At 50.7% G+C, this 19,760-nt stretch carries 20 protein-coding genes, 1 pseudogene and 1 other annotated feature; of the genes and pseudogenes, 1 reads left to right on the top strand and 20 read right to left on the bottom strand.

Going from position 1 to position 19,760, the window contains the following annotated elements; translation table 11 throughout:
- Positions 1 to 54 precede the first annotated feature (54 nt).
- The 18 genes from obgE to mreD all read right to left on the bottom strand — a co-directional run bounded on the left by obgE (position 55) and on the right by mreD (position 17,391).
- Complete coding sequence (gene obgE / locus SLIP_RS03465) at positions 55 to 1,317, bottom strand: GTPase ObgE (protein WP_041433365.1); 1,263 nt, start codon at positions 1,315 to 1,317, stop codon at positions 55 to 57.
- A complete protein-coding gene (locus tag SLIP_RS03460) occupies positions 1,307 to 1,789 on the bottom strand; it encodes a Spo0B domain-containing protein (protein WP_242649119.1) in 483 nt (160 codons plus the stop codon). Before SLIP_RS03460 ends, obgE begins: the two co-directional genes overlap by 11 nt.
- Before the next feature lie 72 nt (positions 1,790 to 1,861).
- Positions 1,862 to 2,155, bottom strand: a complete 294-nt coding sequence (gene rpmA, locus SLIP_RS03455; protein WP_013174889.1) for a 50S ribosomal protein L27 — start codon at positions 2,153 to 2,155, stop codon at positions 1,862 to 1,864.
- Positions 2,142 to 2,492 (bottom strand): ribosomal-processing cysteine protease Prp, encoded by a 351-nt coding sequence (locus SLIP_RS03450; protein WP_013174888.1) that lies wholly within the window; start codon positions 2,490 to 2,492, stop codon positions 2,142 to 2,144. The genes rpmA and SLIP_RS03450 overlap by 14 nt, the downstream gene beginning before the upstream one ends.
- A gap of 7 nt (positions 2,493 to 2,499) precedes the next feature.
- Positions 2,500 to 2,811: a 50S ribosomal protein L21 gene (gene rplU / locus SLIP_RS03445; RefSeq protein ID WP_013174887.1), complete on the bottom strand. Its 312-nt coding sequence runs from the start codon at positions 2,809 to 2,811 to the stop codon at positions 2,500 to 2,502.
- Positions 2,812 to 2,825: 14 nt separating this feature from the next.
- Positions 2,826 to 2,903 (bottom strand) — a sequence feature (ribosomal protein L21 leader region).
- Between the two features lie 156 nt (positions 2,904 to 3,059).
- Positions 3,060 to 4,484 (bottom strand): Rne/Rng family ribonuclease, encoded by a 1,425-nt coding sequence (locus SLIP_RS03440; RefSeq protein ID WP_013174886.1) that lies wholly within the window; start codon positions 4,482 to 4,484, stop codon positions 3,060 to 3,062.
- Positions 4,481 to 5,167 carry a TIGR03936 family radical SAM-associated protein gene (locus SLIP_RS11960; RefSeq protein ID WP_013174885.1) on the bottom strand — a complete coding sequence of 229 codons (687 nt, stop codon included), beginning with the start codon at positions 5,165 to 5,167 and terminating at the stop codon, positions 4,481 to 4,483. The genes SLIP_RS03440 and SLIP_RS11960 overlap by 4 nt, the downstream gene beginning before the upstream one ends.
- On the bottom strand, positions 5,151 to 7,154 hold the full coding sequence (locus SLIP_RS03430) for a TIGR03960 family B12-binding radical SAM protein (protein WP_148216505.1): 2,004 nt from the start codon (positions 7,152 to 7,154) through the stop codon (positions 5,151 to 5,153). Before SLIP_RS03430 ends, SLIP_RS11960 begins: the two co-directional genes overlap by 17 nt.
- Positions 7,138 to 8,004 (bottom strand): M50 family metallopeptidase, encoded by an 867-nt coding sequence (locus SLIP_RS03425; protein ID WP_148216504.1) that lies wholly within the window; start codon positions 8,002 to 8,004, stop codon positions 7,138 to 7,140. Before SLIP_RS03425 ends, SLIP_RS03430 begins: the two co-directional genes overlap by 17 nt.
- A gap of 9 nt (positions 8,005 to 8,013) precedes the next feature.
- Positions 8,014 to 8,601 carry a murein hydrolase activator EnvC family protein gene (locus tag SLIP_RS03420; RefSeq protein WP_013174882.1) on the bottom strand — a complete coding sequence of 196 codons (588 nt, stop codon included), beginning with the start codon at positions 8,599 to 8,601 and terminating at the stop codon, positions 8,014 to 8,016.
- Positions 8,602 to 8,663: 62 nt separating this feature from the next.
- Complete coding sequence (locus tag SLIP_RS03415) at positions 8,664 to 9,035, bottom strand: YkvA family protein (RefSeq protein WP_041432678.1); 372 nt, start codon at positions 9,033 to 9,035, stop codon at positions 8,664 to 8,666.
- 102 nt (positions 9,036 to 9,137) lie between these two features.
- The gene (fusA, locus tag SLIP_RS03410; protein WP_013174881.1) at positions 9,138 to 11,147 is read right to left on the bottom strand and encodes an elongation factor G; all 2,010 of its coding nucleotides are present in this window, start codon (positions 11,145 to 11,147) and stop codon (positions 9,138 to 9,140) included.
- A 449-nt stretch (positions 11,148 to 11,596) separates the two neighbouring features.
- The gene (rodA, locus tag SLIP_RS03405) at positions 11,597 to 12,733 is read right to left on the bottom strand and encodes a rod shape-determining protein RodA (protein WP_013174880.1); all 1,137 of its coding nucleotides are present in this window, start codon (positions 12,731 to 12,733) and stop codon (positions 11,597 to 11,599) included.
- 99 nt (positions 12,734 to 12,832) lie between these two features.
- Positions 12,833 to 13,108, bottom strand: a complete 276-nt coding sequence (gene minE, locus SLIP_RS03400; RefSeq protein WP_013174879.1) for a cell division topological specificity factor MinE — start codon at positions 13,106 to 13,108, stop codon at positions 12,833 to 12,835.
- A gap of 12 nt (positions 13,109 to 13,120) precedes the next feature.
- Positions 13,121 to 13,924 (bottom strand): septum site-determining protein MinD, encoded by an 804-nt coding sequence (gene minD, locus SLIP_RS03395; RefSeq protein ID WP_013174878.1) that lies wholly within the window; start codon positions 13,922 to 13,924, stop codon positions 13,121 to 13,123.
- 17 nt (positions 13,925 to 13,941) lie between these two features.
- Complete coding sequence (minC, locus tag SLIP_RS03390) at positions 13,942 to 14,613, bottom strand: septum site-determining protein MinC (protein ID WP_013174877.1); 672 nt, start codon at positions 14,611 to 14,613, stop codon at positions 13,942 to 13,944.
- Between the two features lie 202 nt (positions 14,614 to 14,815).
- Positions 14,816 to 16,891: a penicillin-binding protein 2 gene (locus SLIP_RS03385; protein WP_423218575.1), complete on the bottom strand. Its 2,076-nt coding sequence runs from the start codon at positions 16,889 to 16,891 to the stop codon at positions 14,816 to 14,818.
- Between the two features lie 2 nt (positions 16,892 to 16,893).
- Positions 16,894 to 17,391 (bottom strand): rod shape-determining protein MreD, encoded by a 498-nt coding sequence (mreD, locus tag SLIP_RS11955; RefSeq protein WP_013174875.1) that lies wholly within the window; start codon positions 17,389 to 17,391, stop codon positions 16,894 to 16,896.
- Positions 17,392 to 17,632: 241 nt separating this feature from the next.
- Between mreD and SLIP_RS12540 the strand changes: the two are divergent.
- Positions 17,633 to 17,815, top strand: a pseudogene (locus SLIP_RS12540) (hypothetical protein); the annotation flags it as partial.
- Positions 17,816 to 17,857: 42 nt separating this feature from the next.
- On the opposite strand, the gene mreC reads toward SLIP_RS12540, so the two are convergent.
- Together mreC and SLIP_RS03365 are read right to left on the bottom strand one after the other, a co-directional pair.
- Positions 17,858 to 18,682 (bottom strand): rod shape-determining protein MreC, encoded by an 825-nt coding sequence (gene mreC, locus SLIP_RS03370; protein WP_013174874.1) that lies wholly within the window; start codon positions 18,680 to 18,682, stop codon positions 17,858 to 17,860.
- Positions 18,683 to 18,727: 45 nt separating this feature from the next.
- Entirely contained in the window at positions 18,728 to 19,750 is a 1,023-nt protein-coding gene (locus SLIP_RS03365) for a rod shape-determining protein (RefSeq protein ID WP_013174873.1), read from the bottom strand.
- Positions 19,751 to 19,760: the final 10 nt, after the last annotated feature.

Raw genomic sequence — 19,760 nt, 5'->3', positions numbered from 1 at the left:
AATGATATCTTAAGTAGTCGCCGCTAGAGCACGAAAACACTTGCATAGAGAGCTTTACTCCACATATTCGAACTCGAAGTCTCTGATCCTTACCAGGTCTCCCGGTTTGATTCCTTTATCCCGTAAAGCTTCTTCCAGTCCCATTCTCTCGACGACACGCTGGAAACGCTCCAAAGCCTCTTCATTGTTGAGATCGGTCATAGCTACCAGCTTTTCGATCCTGTCCCCGGTGACTACAAACACCCCGTCGACCACTTCGATATGGAAAGGCTTTTCCTCATAAAAACGGTGTATGACCCTCTCTTTTTCCTGGGGTTCCCGGAGCGGTGTTACCCTGACCAGGTGGTACAAGCGCTGCAAAAGCGGTTCTATCCCCTCACCCGTAACCGCCGAAATCGGGAAAATCTCCTCCTCTGGGAAACTCTGCCGCAGCTTTTCCAGCTTGTCAGGCGCGGCTTCTATGTCCATCTTGTTGGCCGCTAAGATCCGGGGCCTAGACGCCAGTCCCAGGTTGTACTGCTGGAGCTCGTGTAACAAGACACGGAAATCGTCACAAACGTCGCGCCCCTCGGTTTCAGCCACGTCCAAAACGAAGACCAGAACCCTTGTCCTTTCAATGTGCCGCAGGAACTCATGTCCCAATCCTGCTCCTTGGTGTGCTCCTTCGATAAGTCCCGGAATATCGGCGATAACAAAGCCATCTCCGTCCGGCATCCGCACCACTCCAAGATTTGGAACCAGAGTTGTAAACGGATAATCAGCGATCTTAGGCCGGGCCGCTGAAAGTCTTGAAATCAGAGTAGATTTTCCGGCATTCGGGAACCCGACTAGACCAACATCTGCCAAGAGCTTGAGCTCTAATACCAGCCACTTTTCTTCCCCCGGTTCTCCTTTTTCGGCAAACGAAGGGGCCCTGCGCGTAGGAGAAGCGAATCTGGCGTTACCCCGTCCTCCTCGCCCTCCCCGAGCCACGATTGCCGATTGCCCGGGTTCGGTCAGATCGGCTATGACCTCCCCACTGTCGGCATCTTTGACTACAGTGCCACACGGCACCCGGATTAAAAGGTCTTCACCGCCGCGGCCATGCATGTTCTTGCCCTGGCCGTGCTCCCCTCTAGCTGCTTTGTAGTGGCGTTTGTACTTAAAATCCATTAAAGTCGACAGGCCCTCATCGGCTACTAGGACCACGTTTCCGCCTCGGCCACCGTCACCGCCAGCTGGACCGCCCATGGGCACATACTTCTCCCTGCGAAAAGCTACTGCCCCGTTTCCGCCGTCACCAGCTTTGACATAGATCTTGGCCTGGTCAACGAACACCGGCAACACCCCTATCATACGTCAACTCCAACCTTTTCCCCCTACCGCTAGCGAGCAAGCATATCAAGCAATCAGTCGCCAATACCGAAACCTCCACCAGACTTCCCGAAAAAGACCTACCAATTTCTTCTACAATTGAATCCAAATCATAGACCAAGTTTTCTCCAGAAAGCTGGTCTTCGAAAGTTTCTTCTATTCGGACAAATTTTACGTCCACTTCAAAGGCTCGAACCTTCTGCCAAAACCGGTAGAGAAAAAGACCGAGCTCCGGTTCATGCCCCTTTAACAACATCCGCTCAGTTTCGATGAATCGTAAAGCCTCTTTCAAATACTCCCGGGCTCTTGCCGGTTGTCCTAGTTCTAGCAGCCCGCTTATAACCTGAAGGTGATTGAGATAATCATGGCGCTGACAATCCAGGAACCATATGACCTCTTCGGCCTTCATTCCGCCACCCCGCTTCTTCTTTCTCAAGCAAAAACACCCCTGGATCTTATCCAGGGGCACTTCGGTGCTTCGGCTGTTATGGATTAACCTCATCTCCACCTACATCGTAAGCGAGTCTACAGGATAAACGCTGACTTTCTTTCTGTCCTTGCCTTTGCGCTCGAACTTCACGTACCCGTCAACCAGGGCAAACAGGGTATCGTCTCCGCCGATGCCCACGTTATTGCCGGGATGGATCTTAGTCCCGCGTTGTCTTACCAGGATATTCCCAGCCCGGACTACCTGCCCGTCAAACCTCTTGACACCCAACCGCTTGGATTCGCTGTCACGGCCATTACGGGAACTACCCACTCCCTTTTTATGAGCAAACAATTGCAGGTCAATCTTGAACACTGTTAACACCTCCTTGTCTTACCACCCTTACATATTCGGGGTAACTGGTCTCTAAGGCCACCAGGCCTTCTTCCAGAGTAGTCAGTATGACCTGAGCCTTCTCCATTTCCGAACCCGCTAACCCGGCAGGCAGACTGCAGATCAAGAACCCGCGCTCCTTTTCAAACCGGGGGCGGATACTTAGATGGCGGATTAGCCCTATAACCGCGGTTTGCGCCACCATGGAAACCCCAGCACAAACTATGTCCTGTCCTTCCGGCGCAAAACCCGCATGACCTCTTACCTCAAAGCCGGTGATCTGTCCTTTACTATCCCGGAACAGCTTGACCGTAACCATTCCCTTTTCAAAATACGATCTCGTCGATCCTTATTCTTGTAAACGGCTGACGATGGCCCTGCTTTTTCTTGTAGTTCTTTTTGGGCTTGTACTTGAAAACTACTATTTTTCTGCCCTTGCCATGTTCGAGCACCGTTGCTCTGACCCTTGCTCCCTGTACGTACGGCTGACCTACTTTGAACATCGCTTCGTTCTTGGCCGCAAGCACCGTCTCGATATCTACCTGGCTGCCCACATCCGCGTTCAGCTTCTCCACCGTCAAAATCTTCCCAGGTTCTACGCGGTACTGCTTGCCCCCAGTTTCAATAATAGCATACACCAAAAATACACCTCCACATTCTTGAGACTCGCCGGTCAAAAGGCAGGTCAAACGACCGTTTATCGGCCCGGACCGGGCGGTTGCAAAAACGTGCAACCACAAAGAGATTACCACAGTCATGCCGCTCCGTCAAGGGAAGCGCTTTTGCTTACAAATCACCGAGACGCATCAAGAATCCCTGCCAATCTGGAAAACGAAATTAAGATAAGACAACGCAGTTAGTATGCCCTCGAGTAACTCATTTTTTTTTACCGCGAGAACAGTTTATATGTAGCCACGTCGTAGCCGGGCTCTTCCTCCAACACGATTCTCTTGCCCAGCCGCTCTTCGATATAGATCATGCTGTTCCTATCACCTGAGAGCTCACGAATAACCTCGGGATTGGCCTGACACAGGATGGTGTTTGCCAGTATGTAATCCATGCTGACCAGCTTGCGCCGGATCTCGTTGGCGACCGAACCCACGGCTGGCAACCGGCCTTCGCTCCGGCACCAGCGACATCCTTCCGTGAACAACTGGCGCAACCGATGCCGGGACTTCTGTCTTGTCATCTCCAGTATCCCGAGTCTGGTAAACCCCATAACCCGGGTGTGGGCCTTGTCTTTACTCAGTTCCTGTTGCAGCCGGTTCAAAACCTCCTCTTGGTGTCCGGGCTTTTTCATGTCTATGAAATCGATGAGGATAATTCCCCCGATTCGGCGCAACCGAAGTTGACGCGGGATCTCTGCTGCCGCGTCCAGGTTGGTTCTCAAAGCCGTTTCCTCAAACTCCGAATTACTGGTATACTTGCCGCTGTTAACATCGATAACGGTCAAAGCCTCGGTTTCATCTATCACCAGGTAACCCCCATGGCGCAGCCAGACCCTGCGCCCCAGAGCGTGTTTCAGCTCCTTTTCCAGCCCGTATTTGTCGAAAAGGTCACCCTCTTCATACCTTAGCAAGAAAGCAAAGTCCGGGTGTTTGTCTTGTAACAGTTCTTCCAGCCTAAGTTTTTCTTCGTAATGGTTTATTAAGACCGCCTTGGTATTCACATCCAGATATTCTCTCAGGCTGCACTCGATGATTCCCAAGTCCTCGTAAATAACTCCTGGACCACGAGTGCTTTCGTAACTCCTCTTTATCCTTTCCCACAAATCAAGCAGTTCTCGCAATTCGGCTAATATCTCTTCGTTAGGGGCCTCGGCCGAATTGGTCCGGGCTATGACTCCAACTCCTTGAGGTTTGGCTTCCTCAAGCAACCTTTTCAAATCTCGCCTTCGGCTATCGCACGTGATCCTACGTGAAACCGATACCCCTTCCTGGTTAGGCAGCAAGACCAAATGCCTGCCCGGAATAGATATGTCCTGGGTGACCCTGGCTCCTTTTTCGGCTACCGCCTCTTTTTTTACCTGCACTAAGACGGTTTGACCTTTTTTCAACATAGAAAAAACACTGCCCCTGTTTCTGAACCTTTCGTTTTCCCCTGTGTACAAAAAAGCGCTTCGGTTAAACCCCAGGTCAACAAAAGCACAGGAAAGCCCCCGTACCACGTCCTTCACGATCCCTTTATAAATCTTGCCGACTTTCGACTCGGGGTTTTCCCAGAAAACCTCTACCAGTTTTCCATCCTCGGTTATCCCGACCCTGGTCTCCCAGGGATAAATCTCAATAATAATATGCCTGTCCAAGCTCACACCTTCTCCAGGTCAAGTGGCGAAGACAAACTGCCGTCAGGCTGCCTCCAGTAATTGGCCATTCGGTATACATCGGCAAAGGCCCCTGCTAAGCCGCGATCCTCCAGGCAAAGGACCAGTTCATCCGGTCTAATGTTGTCCTTGCTACCGGACGACACCAGGGCTAGTATCACCAGCACCCCTTCCTCTTTACCCAGGCTCAGCCTGTATATGCCTGGCCGCAGGTCTTTCTCCTCGGTCGCCGAACCTCGTTTGGGCACCATCAGTTTCTCCCCTCTCATGACATCCTCCAGCGTGGTCCTAGCTCTTTCTTCCTCAACCCCCGGCTTCAATACCAGACAATAAACAGCGGCATTGACCTGCGCCTGCAAACTCGGGGCCTTGTCGCTGATAATCTTTGCCTGCCTCACCTCAAACCCGGTCGGAGCCACCCGGTTCACGGCTTCCATAAACTGCCCCGGAGGTATCTCTCTGGTCAGCTCCAGATCGAAATATTCGCGAACGCCCCATACCCCCACCGGCAACACCGTGCCCAGCGATAGCTTGATGTGCGGCGAAAACCCTTCAGACAAAGCGTAAGGAATTTGCGCCCGCCTGAGCACCCTCTCGACCAGGCGTATCAACTGCAGGTGAGAAAGATATTTGATCTCTTGGCCCTTTTTGTACTCAACTCTTAGGCGCAAATCCTTCTTCTCCTCTCAGGTCCAGCTCCACTCCGAGTGTGGGACAAACGCCACAACCTACACATTTATCATAGCGGCAGTCAGGGGTGGATATCCCCAGCCTGCTCCGTTCATGTTCCGATATCAGATACTCTTTATCTACGCCGGAATCGATAATGTCCCAGGGAAAAACCTCGGTATATTCGCGCCGTCTGGCTGTATAAAAATCCGGGTCTATGTTATCCTCGGCAAAAGCCTGCGACCATAGGTCGGCACGGAAGAATTCTTTCCACCCGTCAAACTTACATCCCAGGCGGTAAGCCCGGTAAATGGCCGAAGCCAGCCGCCGGTCACCGCGTGCCATTATCCCTTCCAGATAGCTGGTCTCAGGGTCGTGGAAATCCAGGTGCACCCCTTTCAGCCCTTTAACTTTGTTCAAAAGATACCTTCGCCTGGCTTCCAGTTCGGCTGGTTTGAGCTGGGGTTCCCACTGGAAAGGAGTGTGCGGTTTCGGCACGAAGTTGGAGATGCTGGCAGTAATGTTGAGCCGCTTTACTCCTTTCGCTCTTCCCGCCCCTCTAACCCGGCTCAGCAAGTCCAGGATACCATCCAGGTCCTCGTAAGTCTCAGTCGGAAGCCCGATCATAAAATACAGCTTGACCCCGTTCCACCCGGCCGTAAATGCTGCTTCTACTGCTGCCATCAAATCTTCTTCGCTTACGTTCTTGTTAATCACCCTTCGCAAGCGCTCGGTCCCGGCTTCGGGCGCAAAAGTCAGAGTAGTTTTTCTAACTTTCTGTACTTCGCTTGCCAGCTTCACCGAAAAAGCATCGGCTCGCAGTGAAGGCAAAGAAACCCCTATGCCTCTGGCCCCGTGTCGTTTAATCAGAGCTTCGACTAAACGTTCAACATTCGAATAATCGGCGGTGCTGAGAGAGGCCAGTGATATCTCTTCATACCCGGTGTTTTCTAAAACAGCCTGGGCCTGGTTCGCTAGAGTAGAGAAGCTTTTTTCCCGGACCGGTCTGTAAGTCATACCCGCCTGGCAAAACCGGCACGCCCGCTGGCATCCTCGCATTACCTCCAGTACTGCCCGGTCGTGCACGATATCTAGAAAAGGGACCACCGGGTTCAAGGGATAGTAAGCTTGGTCCAGGTTCTGAACCACCCTCTTCTTAACCCGGGACGGAATCCCTTCCTGCAGGGGTCTCGTCTCTCTCAAAGTCCCATCATCGTTGTAACTTACCTTGTACAAGCCAGGAACGTAAACCCCTTCGATTGTAGCCAAAATGCTCAAAACCTCTTTTCGTGGGCGGTCCCGGTTCTGGTTAAGAACCGCCAAAAACTCCAGCAATACCTCCTCGCCGTCGCCGATGAGAAAAGCGTCAAAAAAAGGGGTAACCGGTTCGGGATTAAAGCAGACCGGCCCTCCGGCAATTACCAAGGGATCCCCTTCTCTTCTACTTCCAGACCAAAGAGGAATGCCCGCGAGTTCCAACATATTCAAGACATTGGTGAAAGAGAGTTCGTATTGGAGCGAAAAGCCGACCACGTCGAACTCCCGCACCGGGCGAAAACTTTCGAGTGAGTAAAGAACCCAACCCTCCCGCCGCATGACCTCTTCCATGTCCGGCCAAGGCGCAAAGACCCGTTCCAAAAGATAATCGGGCTGCGAGTTCACCAACCCGTACAGTATCCTTCCGCCTAGATGCGACATGCCCACTTCGTACACGTCCGGGAAAGCCAGAGCTATCTTGACCGAAGCCTTGTCCCAGTCTTTCACTATGCTGTTGTATTCACCGCCCGTATACCGGGCTGGACGGTTCACGCTCAGCAGAACCCGAGACAATTCTTCCCGGCCGACTTGCTTCTTATTTCGGACTTCTATATTATCCAAATTTAACTTTCCCCCAATTTCAACGTGTTCAAACCCTTGTCTTATTATAAAGCATAACTTCCTCTGGGCATACGCGAGATGCAGAAAAGCCGTGCTACCCACGGACCACATCTCCTAAACTAGCCGAAGGACCTTTTTCGAACCATGCTTCAATCAACTCGCCCTCGGTGAGGTAGCCTTCAATTCGCTCCTCGTCATTAATTAGAACAACAACGGTATAAGTGGCAGGAGAAACAGCATGGATAACGTCTTTGAGGCGGGTCGAAGAAACAGCTACCAGGTGATAGGCAGGCAGCATTCCCTTACGGGCCAGTTGGCCCTTCTTATTGACCAGGTAACGCACAAAACCATACGTGAGTAACTTGGCTTCAAGTCTTGCTGCCCACCAAAGGAATAAGCCTAAAAAAAAGAAATTGGCGCCTTGCTCCGAATACAATAACAGGTATCCCCCGTAGCCGCAAAGTAAACCGCCCGCTAGTTGTCCGAGCGTAGCCACGTTGACTGTGGCTTTACGCCAGCCCCACTTCAACGAAAGCACGGCCCGAAGCACCCTTCCCCCATCCAGAGGAAGGACCGGCAGAAGATTAAACAAACCCAAAGCCAGATTAGCCTTGATCAAGAAAAAAAGCTGGGGTCCACCCCACCTTACTGCCAACCAGGCCAATCCCGCTAACAGCAAGCTGGTGCAGGGACCGGCCAGAGCAATGCAAACCTCGTTTTCCGGGTTGACGGCGACGAAGTCTTCTGTTTTAGCCTGCCCGCCAAACGGAAAAAGCTCCACCTCCGTGACCCGCACGCTCAACCGTGAAGCGACAACCGTGTGAGCAAGTTCATGGAGAACTACCGAAACAAAAACAGTAAGCACTTCCCGGGCCAACCCTAGGGATATGTACGCGAGCAACAGCAGGAGCAACACAGGGTGAATCCGGAAAACTATTCCTGCTATCCTTCCTATCTTCATAACCGAACATTACTGAAAAAGCGGTTCCGGATTCAGCGGTCCGTCTTGATTACGCAACTCAAACTCAAACTCGTCCTGGCTCTTTCCTAGAGTCTGCCCACTAGTAACCTGGTCCCCGATATTGACGAACACTTCTTTCATACCGCGGTAAACGGAGATGAGATCCCCTCCGTGATTGATGAGTATCTCCCGGTTATCCTCTTCTTCTGGGCTTATCTCTTCCACGGTTCCTCCTAAAACGGCCTGAATAACCGAATTCTCAGGCATTTTGACTACTACTCCTGGGCTGAACTCCTGTTTTTGCGTTTTAGAATCCCAATACCATCCAAAATGGCGGACTATTCTTCCATCTGTGCAAGGAGATTGTACCACCCCTGTAGATGAAACCGGCTCGGGTTCAGGCGCTAACCTGTCTTTTAGGTCACTCTGCTTAAACCAACCCCATAACTTCTGGTTCAGGGCATAGTCGTCTTTCATTATATACTCCAAAACCGGCTCGACCCGGTACCAAGCCGGGCTATGGAAATTCAAAATGCTCAATACCCCTATCAAGAGCAATAAAACCAGCAATAACCTTACCCGAAAGCTCCCCAGCATACCCTGCTCACCCCTGCTTCTGTAATAAAATATAAGAATCAAAAGCAGGTTTTAGTACAGTTTCACTCCTCAATACGGTATTCTACATCAATAACATCTCGCTCACGGTTCTCGTTCCAGCCTCGCCCTTTTATCCCCCCAGGTAGCAAAAACAACAACGCGTCCAGCAGTTTCATCAGCTTGGCGAGCTCCCGAGCACTTCCCTGCCAGCACTCGGCAAGAACGTTCATCCCGGCGGAACTCAATAAACGCCTGACCCCTATCAACAGCAACAGGATATCATCGACCTGCCCAACGAGAGGGAAAACATCAGGAATAAAGTCAAACGGGAATAGTAAATAAGCCAACAGAACCGCGAACACCAGTTTCTCTCGTAAAGGTACCCTGGATTCCCGCATTAACCGGTAAAGCAGTCTAAAAAGATTCCCTAACATAAAAGCTCACCTCCCATGCAGCCAATCCTTCTTACCCTCTGCCGCAAAAACGAGCCATTGACAGCCTTAAATTCCCACTGAGGACACTGCCCGCCCGGCGTTTCACGCTCTTTCTTCGTAATGCGAAAAATGCATGGAAAAAGCAGCTTTGCCCTGAGAAAGGGACCGGATAGCGGTAGCATAACCGAACAATTCAGCCAAGGGCACAAAACTCTTGATAATCCGAGTACGATGATACGTCTCCATAGACTCCAGCCGGCCTCGTTTACTGCTGATATTGCTGAGAATGCTCCCCGTGAATTCGTCTGGGGTGGTTATTTCCAGCTTCACTATGGGCTCGAGCAAGCGCGGGCTAGCTTTGGCCAGAGCTTCCTTAAGTGCCAGTTTACCGGCCGTTTTAAACGCCAATTCCGAAGAATCGACCTCGTGGAAAGCCCCATCCAAGATAGTCACTTTCAGGTTTACTACCGGGTAGCCTTTAAGCGGGCCTTTTTTTATGGCCTCGCGGATCCCCGCTTCTACCGCTGGGAGGTATTCCCGAGGAATAGCTCCTTGAGCAATACGGTTTTCAACAAAGAAGCCTTCGGCCGGTTCGACCTGCAGCTTTACGTGAGCAAACTGGCCTCGTCCTCCGGTCTGTTTAGCATACTTGCATTCACCTAACGCCATCCGGGTAATGGTCTCTTTATAAGCTACCTGTGGTCTACCCAGCTCTACTTCGAGCTTGAACTCCCGCTTCAAACGCTCGGTAATTATCTCCAGGTGCAGCTCTCCCATTCCCGAAAGAATAGTTTCTCCAGTCTCGTGGTCGGTTGCAACCCTAAGTGTGGGGTCTTCAGCAGCGATGCGGGCCAAAGCCTCGGCGATACGCGACTGTTCTCTCGCCTGAGCCGGGTTTACTGCGATCTGGATGACCGGCTCAGGGAAAGATATGGGCTCCAGAACCAGAGGAGCCTCCGGCCTGCAGAGTGTATGCCCAGTCGCCACTTGTTTGAGCCCGATGACCGCCGCGATGTCTCCAGCTTCTACCGCAGGAACTTCTTCCCGGTGATTGGCGTGCATTTTTAGAATACGGCTCACCCTTTCCTTCTGCCGGGTGGCTGAGTTCCAGACATAGGTCCCTGCTTCTAGCCGGCCAGAATATACCCGAACATAAGCCAGGTTTCCAACATGACGGTCTGCCACGATCTTGAACACCAGTGCAGCTAGGGGGCCATCGGCATCCTTTGATAACTGCTCTTTTTCCCCAGTTTCCCGCTCGGTTGTAGGGTTGGCAACATCCAAAGGGGACGGCAGGTAGTCCACGACAGCGTCCAGCAAAAGCTGCACTCCCACATTTCGGTATGAGCTTCCGCACAAGACCGGCACCACCCGGCCAACCAGGGTGTTGGTTCTTATTACTTCACGCAGTAGTTCCTCAGGGACGGGCTGGTTGTCGAGAAAAAGGTCGAGCAACCGGTCGTCGGTTTCTGCCAAGTATTCCACTATTTGCATCCGGCAAGTGGCAGCCGTTTCCCGCTGCTCGTCCGACACGTCAGTTTCCATAATACTGGTACCTAATTCGTCCTGCCAGACCACGTATTTCATTCTTACCAAGTCAATTACTCCCCGGAACCCGGCTTCACTGCCTACCGGGATGTTGATAGGCACAGGGCAAGCCCCCAGAACCTCCTTGATTTGCGTCACCACGCGGAAAAAATCCGCTCCCGGAACGTCCATCTTGTTGATGTAGGCCACCCGAGGTATCCTGTAATTATCGGCCTGGCGCCATACCATTTCTGATTGGGGTTCAACTCCACCTTTAGCACAGAATATGACTACTGCACCATCCAGTACGCGCAAACTACGTTCCACTTCTCCCGTGAAATCCACGTGCCCGGGGGTGTCGATGATGTTGATCACGTATTCCCGCCAGCGGCAGGTTGTGGCCGCCGAGGTTATAGTTATTCCTCTCTCCCGTTCATAAGGGAGATAGTCCATCACGCTATCGCCGTCATGAGTTTCGCCCATGCGGTGGGTCTTGCCAGTATAAAAAAGGATGCGTTCGGTAGTAGTCGTTTTCCCGGCATCAATGTGCGCGATTATGCCAATGTTTCTAAGGTTTGCCGTCATTCTTTAGGTCTTCCTTTCCAGTGTTTGCTTTCGATGGGACGTTTAATGCCCACAAGCATGCAGTCTACCATATAATCTTGCGACAGTAAAGAGAAATATCTTAGCAAAAATGGGCCCAGGGGCCAACAGGTACTAGAGGCGGGATAACTACCAAGACATATTGTATTCTTACTGGGGTTCCCATCTATTTCCAAGAATCCCGGATTCACCGGGCATTGCATCAAAAAGTCTTAATATTTATAGACTGCCCCGAAAATGGGTTCGTGCGGAGTGTTAGCCAGGCAAAGCGACGTATGACGAGCTCCGGCGCACAACTGAACGACAATTTAATGAAAGAAAGGTCATTGGGACTTCCGTTGAGTGCCAGACAACACACGGCCGTGTTTTCATCCTCTAAGTGGTGGCGCCGAAAGGCGCCATGAGAGTCTAAGATGCTGGCCAAAACACTTTTAGAACATGGCCCGATTGCCCTTCAGGTTAACACTGAGAACCAAAGCCACCCCCATGAAATTGGCCAGCATAGCGCTGCCTCCATAACTCACGAACGGCAGTGGTATCCCGGTAACCGGCATCATACCAATGGACATGCCGATGTTCTCAAATACGTGGAACAGCCACATGGAGGCGATTCCGATGACCAAAAGGGTGCCGTATAAGTCCTTCGAAGAATAGGCGATCTGAACCGCCCTATATATCAGAACACCGTACAAGGCGATTAAGAACGACGCCCCTAAAAACCCCATTTCCTCCCCGATGACGGCGTAGATGAAATCAGTATGACGCTCTGGCAAAAAACTATATTGAACCTGGGTCCCGTGGAACAAGCCTTTACCGAAGAAACCCCCGGATCCAATAGCCACCAATGACTGTATGGTATTCCACCCGACCCCTCTCCCGCCTTGCCCGTCATTATAAGGATTCAGGAAAACGGTCAACCGCAGCAATTGATAGTCTTTTAGAGGCAACCACATTCCGAACTGGAAGTGAAGAAACAAAGCAATTCCTACTAAACCTATGCCTGCAAGTATGATCTTGATCAAAAGCTTAGGATTGGCACCAGCTACAAACATCATCCCCAGCATCACCGCCAGGACGACTAGGCCGGTGCCTACGTCCGGCTGAAGTAAGATAAGACCAAAGGGCACCAACACGTATAAAAAACACGGTACCAGGTCTTTCAAGGTTTCCAGCGAGCCCTGTCTCTTTTCTAGAAAACTGGCAAACCCCACTATAATAAGTATTTTGGCGATCTCCGCCGGCTGAAGCCTAAAGCTTCCCACCCCGATCCAGCCCTGAGTACCACGCACCTCTTTACCGAAAACCAAAACCGCGACCAACAAGACTAAAGTCAGAATATAAACAATCCGGTCATACTTACTCAGCTGGCTATAATCAACGCGAACCATGAGCAGCAATATGAAAAAGCCGAGAGCTATCGCCAACAGTTGCCGCTTGACATAAGATAGGGGATCACCAGATATAGTAGCATTGGCGCTGGTAAGCGCGATGATCCCCATGAGCAATATGGCTAACAAGCTGACCAAGAACGGCTTGTCAATTGCCCTGTATACCTTTGTCAGTTCCATATCCCGGCCCTCCCTCCCACTAGCTTGATTCTAACTGGATTATAGCGGTTGGGCCTGCAGGTGTCTATAAAAGGGTCAAGCCAAATCCTGCCGCGGAGTTCAATGGTTAACCACCCGGCGTACTCTGATGACCGGAATGTTGGCTACCAAAGCCACCGAATTATCGGAACTGCTAAAACTTACCTCTAGGGCATTCTCATCTATCTCCATATATTCGGATATCACTCGAATAAGATCTTCTTTAAGAGCACTGAGGAAATCTACCGGAGCCGTATCCGTGCGATCATGAACCAGGACCAATCTCAGCCTTTCTCGAGCTATGTTTTTGGAATTCTCCCTCCCCAACAATTTATTGAGAATATCCAAAAAGGCCATGCTCCTTCCCCCTTACCTGGCTGCTAGTTTGAACATCCTCCTAACCCTATCGAACAAACCCCCGTTATAGTCCAAAACCATAAAGGGAACTTCCTCCCCTTCCAATCTGCGGGCAATCCGGCGGTAGGCCTCGCCAGCCCGGGAAGTGTAATCGAGTACGGCCGGTTCTCCGCGATTGGTTGAAACTACTATTATTTCATCTTCAGGCACCACCCCGATAAGACTGATCGCTAATATATCTATAATGTCCCCTATATCCATCATATCGCCCCTGCGTACCATTTTGGGCCTGATACGATTAACGATCAACTTGGAATTCGTAAGCCCGGCAGCCTCCAATAAACCGATGATGCGATCGGCATCCCTTACCGACGAAACTTCGGGGGTAGCTACCACCAAGGCATCGTCGGCTCCGGCGATGGCGTTCTTGAATCCCTGTTCAATCCCAGCAGGACAATCGACCAAAACATACTCGAATTCTTCCTTGAGCTCACTGGTCAGAACCTTCATCTGGTAAGGGCTTACTGCCGTTTTTTCTTTGGTCTGGGCTGCTGGTAACAGGTACAAACTGTCGAAACGCTTGTCCTTTATAAGAGCCTGCTTCAGTTTACATTTGCCGTTGACAACATCTACTATGTCGAACACAATCCTGTTTTCTAACCCCATTACAACGTCAAGGTTTCGCAACCCGATGTCTGTATCTACCATCACCACTTTTCTGCCCATCATGGCAAGGGCAGTCCCTAGGTTAGCAGTAGTGGTAGTTTTCCCAACTCCACCTTTGCCGGACGTGATAACCAATACCTTACCACCCATTTCCCTTCCTCCATTCTTCATATTTTAAATTTTTCAATAACCACTTTGCCGTCTTTGATATGCGCGATCTCGGGTTCCTCGCTCCACATCTCACCAGCCCCGTCAGGAGACCGGGTGATGTGGTCAGCAATACGCAACTGGGTCGGCTGCAACTTCAGGGCCGCTACTACCGCCTCGGTATCTCCGCCTACCCCTGCGTGCGCCATCCCCCGCAAAGAACCGATAACTATGATACTGCCCCCGGCTATCACCTCGGCCCCAGGGTTGACATCGCCCATCAGGACGATGTTTCCAGAATGCTTGATCCTTTGCCCCGATCTAAGATTCTGGCGAATGAGTACTGTCTCTCGAGAAAACGCAATTTCTTTTTCTTTTGTCAATACCTTAAAGAGGGGACTTTTCTTCTCAGCTGTTGCCTCATCAGTCGATTCGTGCTGAGTATAGCGGCCCAAGATTCCCTTCAGGTGTAAGCCTTTCTGCGCCAATATCTCCCCGAGTTCCCGTAACTCGTTGCGGGTAAGGATTTTTTGCCCGATATCCAACTCTACGGGACTTCCTCGTAATGCTTCGTCGATACTTTCGACCTTCTCTTTGAGATGTTTCTTCAGACTTAAAAAGTCTTCAGACGGGTCGAGACGGATAACAATTCCCCTCTGATTTCCGCCGACCAAAACTTCGCTTCTGCTCATGCCTGTCCCCTCCACCCAAAATCTCCCTGAACGCTCCTACCGCTATATTCTATAAATCCTATTTTTTTCCTTTGCTGAGCTGCAAAAAAAATGAGAGGATAACGTCTAATCCTCCCACTATGAGTCAAAACAGTTGAACTATTTTCCCCCATCCTTCGTCAAGCCGTTCGACAAAGGCGCCTATGTTAACACGGTTAACAGGCTACTCTCCTCCCTCTGGAACCGTTTGTCCTTCGAACTGGGCAGTGGATGTCAGGTGGTCTTTCACGCCGAAGTATTGCTCAAATAAGTCGCGGGCGATGAGCCCCGCCGAGCTGCTGCCGTGCTGTCCGTATTCAACCACCCCCGCAAACCCGATTTCGGGGTCATCGAACGGGGCAAACGCAACAAAAATGCCGTGGAATTCCTCGTTGCGCTTGTCTCCCTTTCGCCCCGTTTGTGCAGTTCCGGTTTTGGCCGCCACCTGAATATTCGACGGGAACTGGGAGAACAACCCATAGGCAGTGCCCCCGGGCTTAGTAACCTGAAGCATTGCCTTGCGTACCTCGGCCAATGTATCAGGTGATACATCTACCTCTTGCACCACTTCCGGGCGATTCTCTAACAAAACCTTGCCCGAAGGAGAAACTATCTTCTTAACGACAAACGGCTTCATGCGTTTACCGCCGTTGGCAATGGTGGCCACATAGTTAGCCAGCTGCAAAACCGTATAGCTATTGCTTCCCTGTCCTATAGACATGTTAAAGGTATCGAACGGTTGCCAAGTAGTGTTGAATCTGTAATCTATCTGGTAATTAGCTTCCACCTTTGCCAATTCCGAACGCTTTGCGGCGAGCAGGTGTTCTTTTTCTTTTTCGGTTGATGCCTCCTTTAACAGGCGATCGTATTTGTCATTTAAATCCTGACGTATTTTATCGTATTTTCGATCGATGAGAATAGAGTTCACCTCTTTTTTCCACTCGGGAGTCGGCAAAAGCCCCGCCTTTTCGTAAGGAAGGTCTATTCCTGTCTTTTGGCCCAACCCGAATTCTTTGGCTATCCTTATTAATTCAGCAAAACCCGCTCTTCTACCCATTTCCTGAAAGTAAGTGTTGCAAGATTCAGCCATAGCCTGATAAAGGTTTACCGGCCCATGGACTGCCCAACATTTGATATAAGGTTTCAGCCAATACCGACCGGTACAAGTCACCCGTTCTGAAGGAGTCATTTCTCCCTTTTCCATAGCCGCCATTGCGGTAATCCCCTTGAACGTAGACCCAGGTGGATACAGGGCCTTAATCGCCCGGTTGGTGGCTGCACCTGGGTTCATCGGGTCGTATTCTTGCCCGCTCGGAAAATAGTACTGTTCTGTAGCTTCATCCATGAAGCCGGTAAAGTCGTTAGGGTTAAAAAAAGGATAACTGGCCATGGCTAATACTTCCCCGGTCTTGACGTTAATTAGCACACACGATGCTACCCTGGCTTTGGGGTTGTAGTTTTTCTGATCGTACTTCAAGGTTTCCTCTATACTCTTCTCCATGACCCTCTGCAGTTTCGCATTAATGGTAAGGATAACGTTGTTGCCAGCCCTCGGTTCTAGGGTGACAAGCTCCTTGACCGGCCTTCCTTTTACGTCTACTTCGACCCTTCGAGTCCCGTCGTACCCCTTGAGATAGTTCTCGTAAGCTTTTTCTACCCCGTCCTTGCCGATTAGATCCCCCATGCTATAGCGTTCTTTGTCCAGTTGCGCGAGCTCGTTGGGGTCTATACTCCTAACGTAGCCTAGCACATGCCCCGCCAAGAATCCCTCCGGGTAGTAACGCAAAGGCTCTACGTTCACCGTTACTCCCGGCAGGTACTTGCGTTGTTCTTCCAGCCTAACCACAGTTTGCCAATCAATGTCCCGGGCCACTGTAACCGGCTCGTACAACCTGTACTTCTGCTTTTCAATGAGATCATTAATGTATTTCTCAGTCACCTCGGGGTACTTTTCCCCAAGTATCTTCGCCAAACGCTCAATTACTTCGGGGTTATCGGTACCTTCAGGGTAAGTGATAGAGACGGTGTAAACCAGCTTGTTTTTAGCCAAAACCGTGCCGTCAATGGAATAGATTTCTCCCCGCGGAGCTTTTATACTGACCGGGCGAATGCGGTTGTAGCGCGACATGGTTTCGTAGGTTTCATATTGGAAAAACTGGACTATAGCCAGCTTAATCAAAAGCAAGCCCAACAGCCCCCATGCCACATACCAATAACCGCGCAGCCTTGCCTTCAAGTCACCTGTTCTCAATTCTTTCACCTCTAGAAGGAAACCTTAGACCAGTTTTGCCTGGACGTTTTATAATACCAAATATAAAACGGTATCGACAAAATCCCGTTGTATATAACCTGACCCACAAACTGTATCCCCACTGTTCTGGCCGCGTTAAACTCGCCCGTGCTAATAAAAAGCAGGATAGACAAACACATGGAATTCACTGCCGTGGCTGCCACGGCGCAGAACAAACCCACCAGATAATTGTCCTGAAATACCTTCAATTCCCATTTCCCAAGCAAGTAAGCTGTAAGTGCTAAAGACAGGGCATTGAGTCCTATGACCCGTCCCACATACAAGTCTCTAAACAGCCCGCACACAAACCCGTACAAACATCCTCTGCGTGACCCATTCAAAAGTGCGTAGAAAGCCACGAAAAGCAGTATAAGGTCCGGTCCACTCTTCCATATCGGATACTGTACGAAAAAGCTGGTTTCTAAAAACAATGACACAACCGGCAACAACACTAAAACCAAATAACGCAAATCTCTCCCCCCTTCAATCTAATCAGCACTTTATCTAACGTTCCAATTCGCCGACATTCTTCGGTTTACAAGCCGGGGCACCACTTTCGCCAGGCTCTAGCTCCGCCGCCAGCATGCCCACTAATATAAGCAAGCTCCCGACTCCTTGCCTCAACGTAAAAACCTCACCCCCGATGAAATAGGCGTAAAAAGCCGCAAATACCGGTTCCATAGTAAATATAATCGAAGTGTGAGTTGAGGAAGTCACGAAATGGCCTTTGCTTGGGAAGTTGGGGACCGGGTTCTCTTTATGGATGAAGGTCGTATCATAGAAGAAGGCCCGCCTCACGAGCTGTTTTCCAATCCGACGAACGACCGTACCCGGTCGTTCTTAAGCAAGATCCTTTATGCGAAGGACTGGAATGGCCTCAAGGCCCCATCATGATCGCGGTAGGATGGGTTAACCCCTTCCCGCCGCCTGCTTTGTTCATTGATTCGCCTTGGTTTTGGTGATTACAAAAACCTCTTCCAGGCTGTTGAGATTGGCGGCGGGCTTAACTATCGCGTACTTCAGAAGTCCATTGGACTCTTTCGCGACTTTCAAAACCTTCCCCACCCTGATTCCTTTAGGAAAAACTTGGCCCAGGCCCGAGGTAACAACTGTCTGTCCTTCTTCAAGCGGCGCGTCGTAAGGAATGTCAATCATTTTCACCTGGTTGCGCTCACCAAGGCCCTCGACCAAGCCTTGCGTACGGGTCTCCTGAACCAAAGCCCCTACTGCCGACTCGCGGTCGGTGATCAACATAACTTCTGCAGTATGAGCACTAGTAGCAATAACCCGCCCTACTAGCCCATCCGGGGTTATAACAACCATATCCTTATTAATACCGTCCGCCTCACCTCTATCAATGCTCAAGCTCCTGTACCAGAGTTCAGGACTGCGGGCTATGACTCGAGCTGCCAACAGGTCATAACTGTCAGCTGTTTTCTCCTTGAACTCTAACATATCCCGCAACCGCTGGTTCTCATGAAGGTATTCAAGCAACACCTGGTTCTCATACTTTAGCCGGCCCAGTTTCCGACTGAGCTCCAAATTCCTTTTTGCCAGCATTTCTTTGCTGCCAAAAGCCGTTTCTATGCCGCCGATATAGTCCCTGACCTTATACACCGCCACTTGGAGCGGAGCATAAGCATCCCTCAGCAACTTCTCGGCTAACGATATATCTTGTCTATCTCCGATCGTAGCACGCATCAGACCTAAGATCAGAACAAGGAGCACCAGAAAACCCCAAAAGGCCTTGCTCCTCAACACAAGAAAACCACCAACCTTGCCTTTCGCCCTGAAAGTATCCGGCCGTTAAAAATTCTTGCGGGGTGAAATTAAGACCTTCCGCAAAACCTCAATGTTCTCAAGTACCCGTCCTGTTCCGAGAGCTACTGCATCCAGAGCCTCTTCGCACACATAGACAGGCATGTTTGTTTCCCTGCTCACCAGTTTATCTAGGCCCCGCAACAGCGAACCGCCCCCCGCCATGACGATGCCCCGATCCATTATGTCTGCTGCTAGCTCAGGCGGGGTTTTCTCGAGGCACACCTTTATCGCTTCGATTATCGCCTGAACCGGTTCTGATAACGCTTTCTGAATCTCATCTGAAGACACTTGAATGGTTTTAGGTAAGCCAGAAACCAGGTCTCTCCCTCTGACGTCATAATATTCCACCGGGCCCTCCCACACAGCAGAACCTACATTTATCTTGATATCCTCAGCCGTTCGTTCCCCAATCAGCAGGTTGTAATTCTTCTTGAGATGCTGAATAATCGCGTCGTCCATCTCATCGCCGGCTATGCGCACGGATCTTGAAGTCACGATCCCTCCCAATGAAATGACCCCTACCTCGGTCGTGCCGCCTCCAATATCTACTATCATATTACCGGTCGGCTCATGTACTGGTAATCCGGCTCCAATCGCTGCAGCCATCGGTTCCTCGATGAGATAGGCCTCTTTGGCCCCGGCCTGTATAGCCGCTTCCCTGACCGCTCTCTCCTCTACCGCCGTAACCCCAGTAGGTACGCTGACTACTACCCTGGCTTTGACCAAAAAATTCTGGTGTCCGAGAGCCTTATTGATAAAGTACCTCAGCATGTTTTGGGTTATATCAAAATCGGCAATAACCCCATCCTTCATGGGCCTGATAGCTATGATATTGCCTGGGGTTCTTCCTATCATCTGTTTAGCCTCTTCGCCCACAGCCAGTACCTGTCCGGTGTCGCTCTGTATAGCCACGACAGAGGGCTCCCTCAGGACTATCCCCTTACCTTTCATATGCACCAAAGTGTTCGCTGTCCCCAAGTCTATGCCCAAGTCCTTCGCAAAAATCACCTGTCTTCAC

It is taken from the genome of Syntrophothermus lipocalidus DSM 12680, assembly GCF_000092405.1.
In the GTDB taxonomy this organism is placed as follows: Bacteria; Bacillota; Syntrophomonadia; order Syntrophomonadales; family Syntrophothermaceae; genus Syntrophothermus; species Syntrophothermus lipocalidus.
This window is presented reverse-complemented; position numbering and strand designations above follow the sequence as displayed.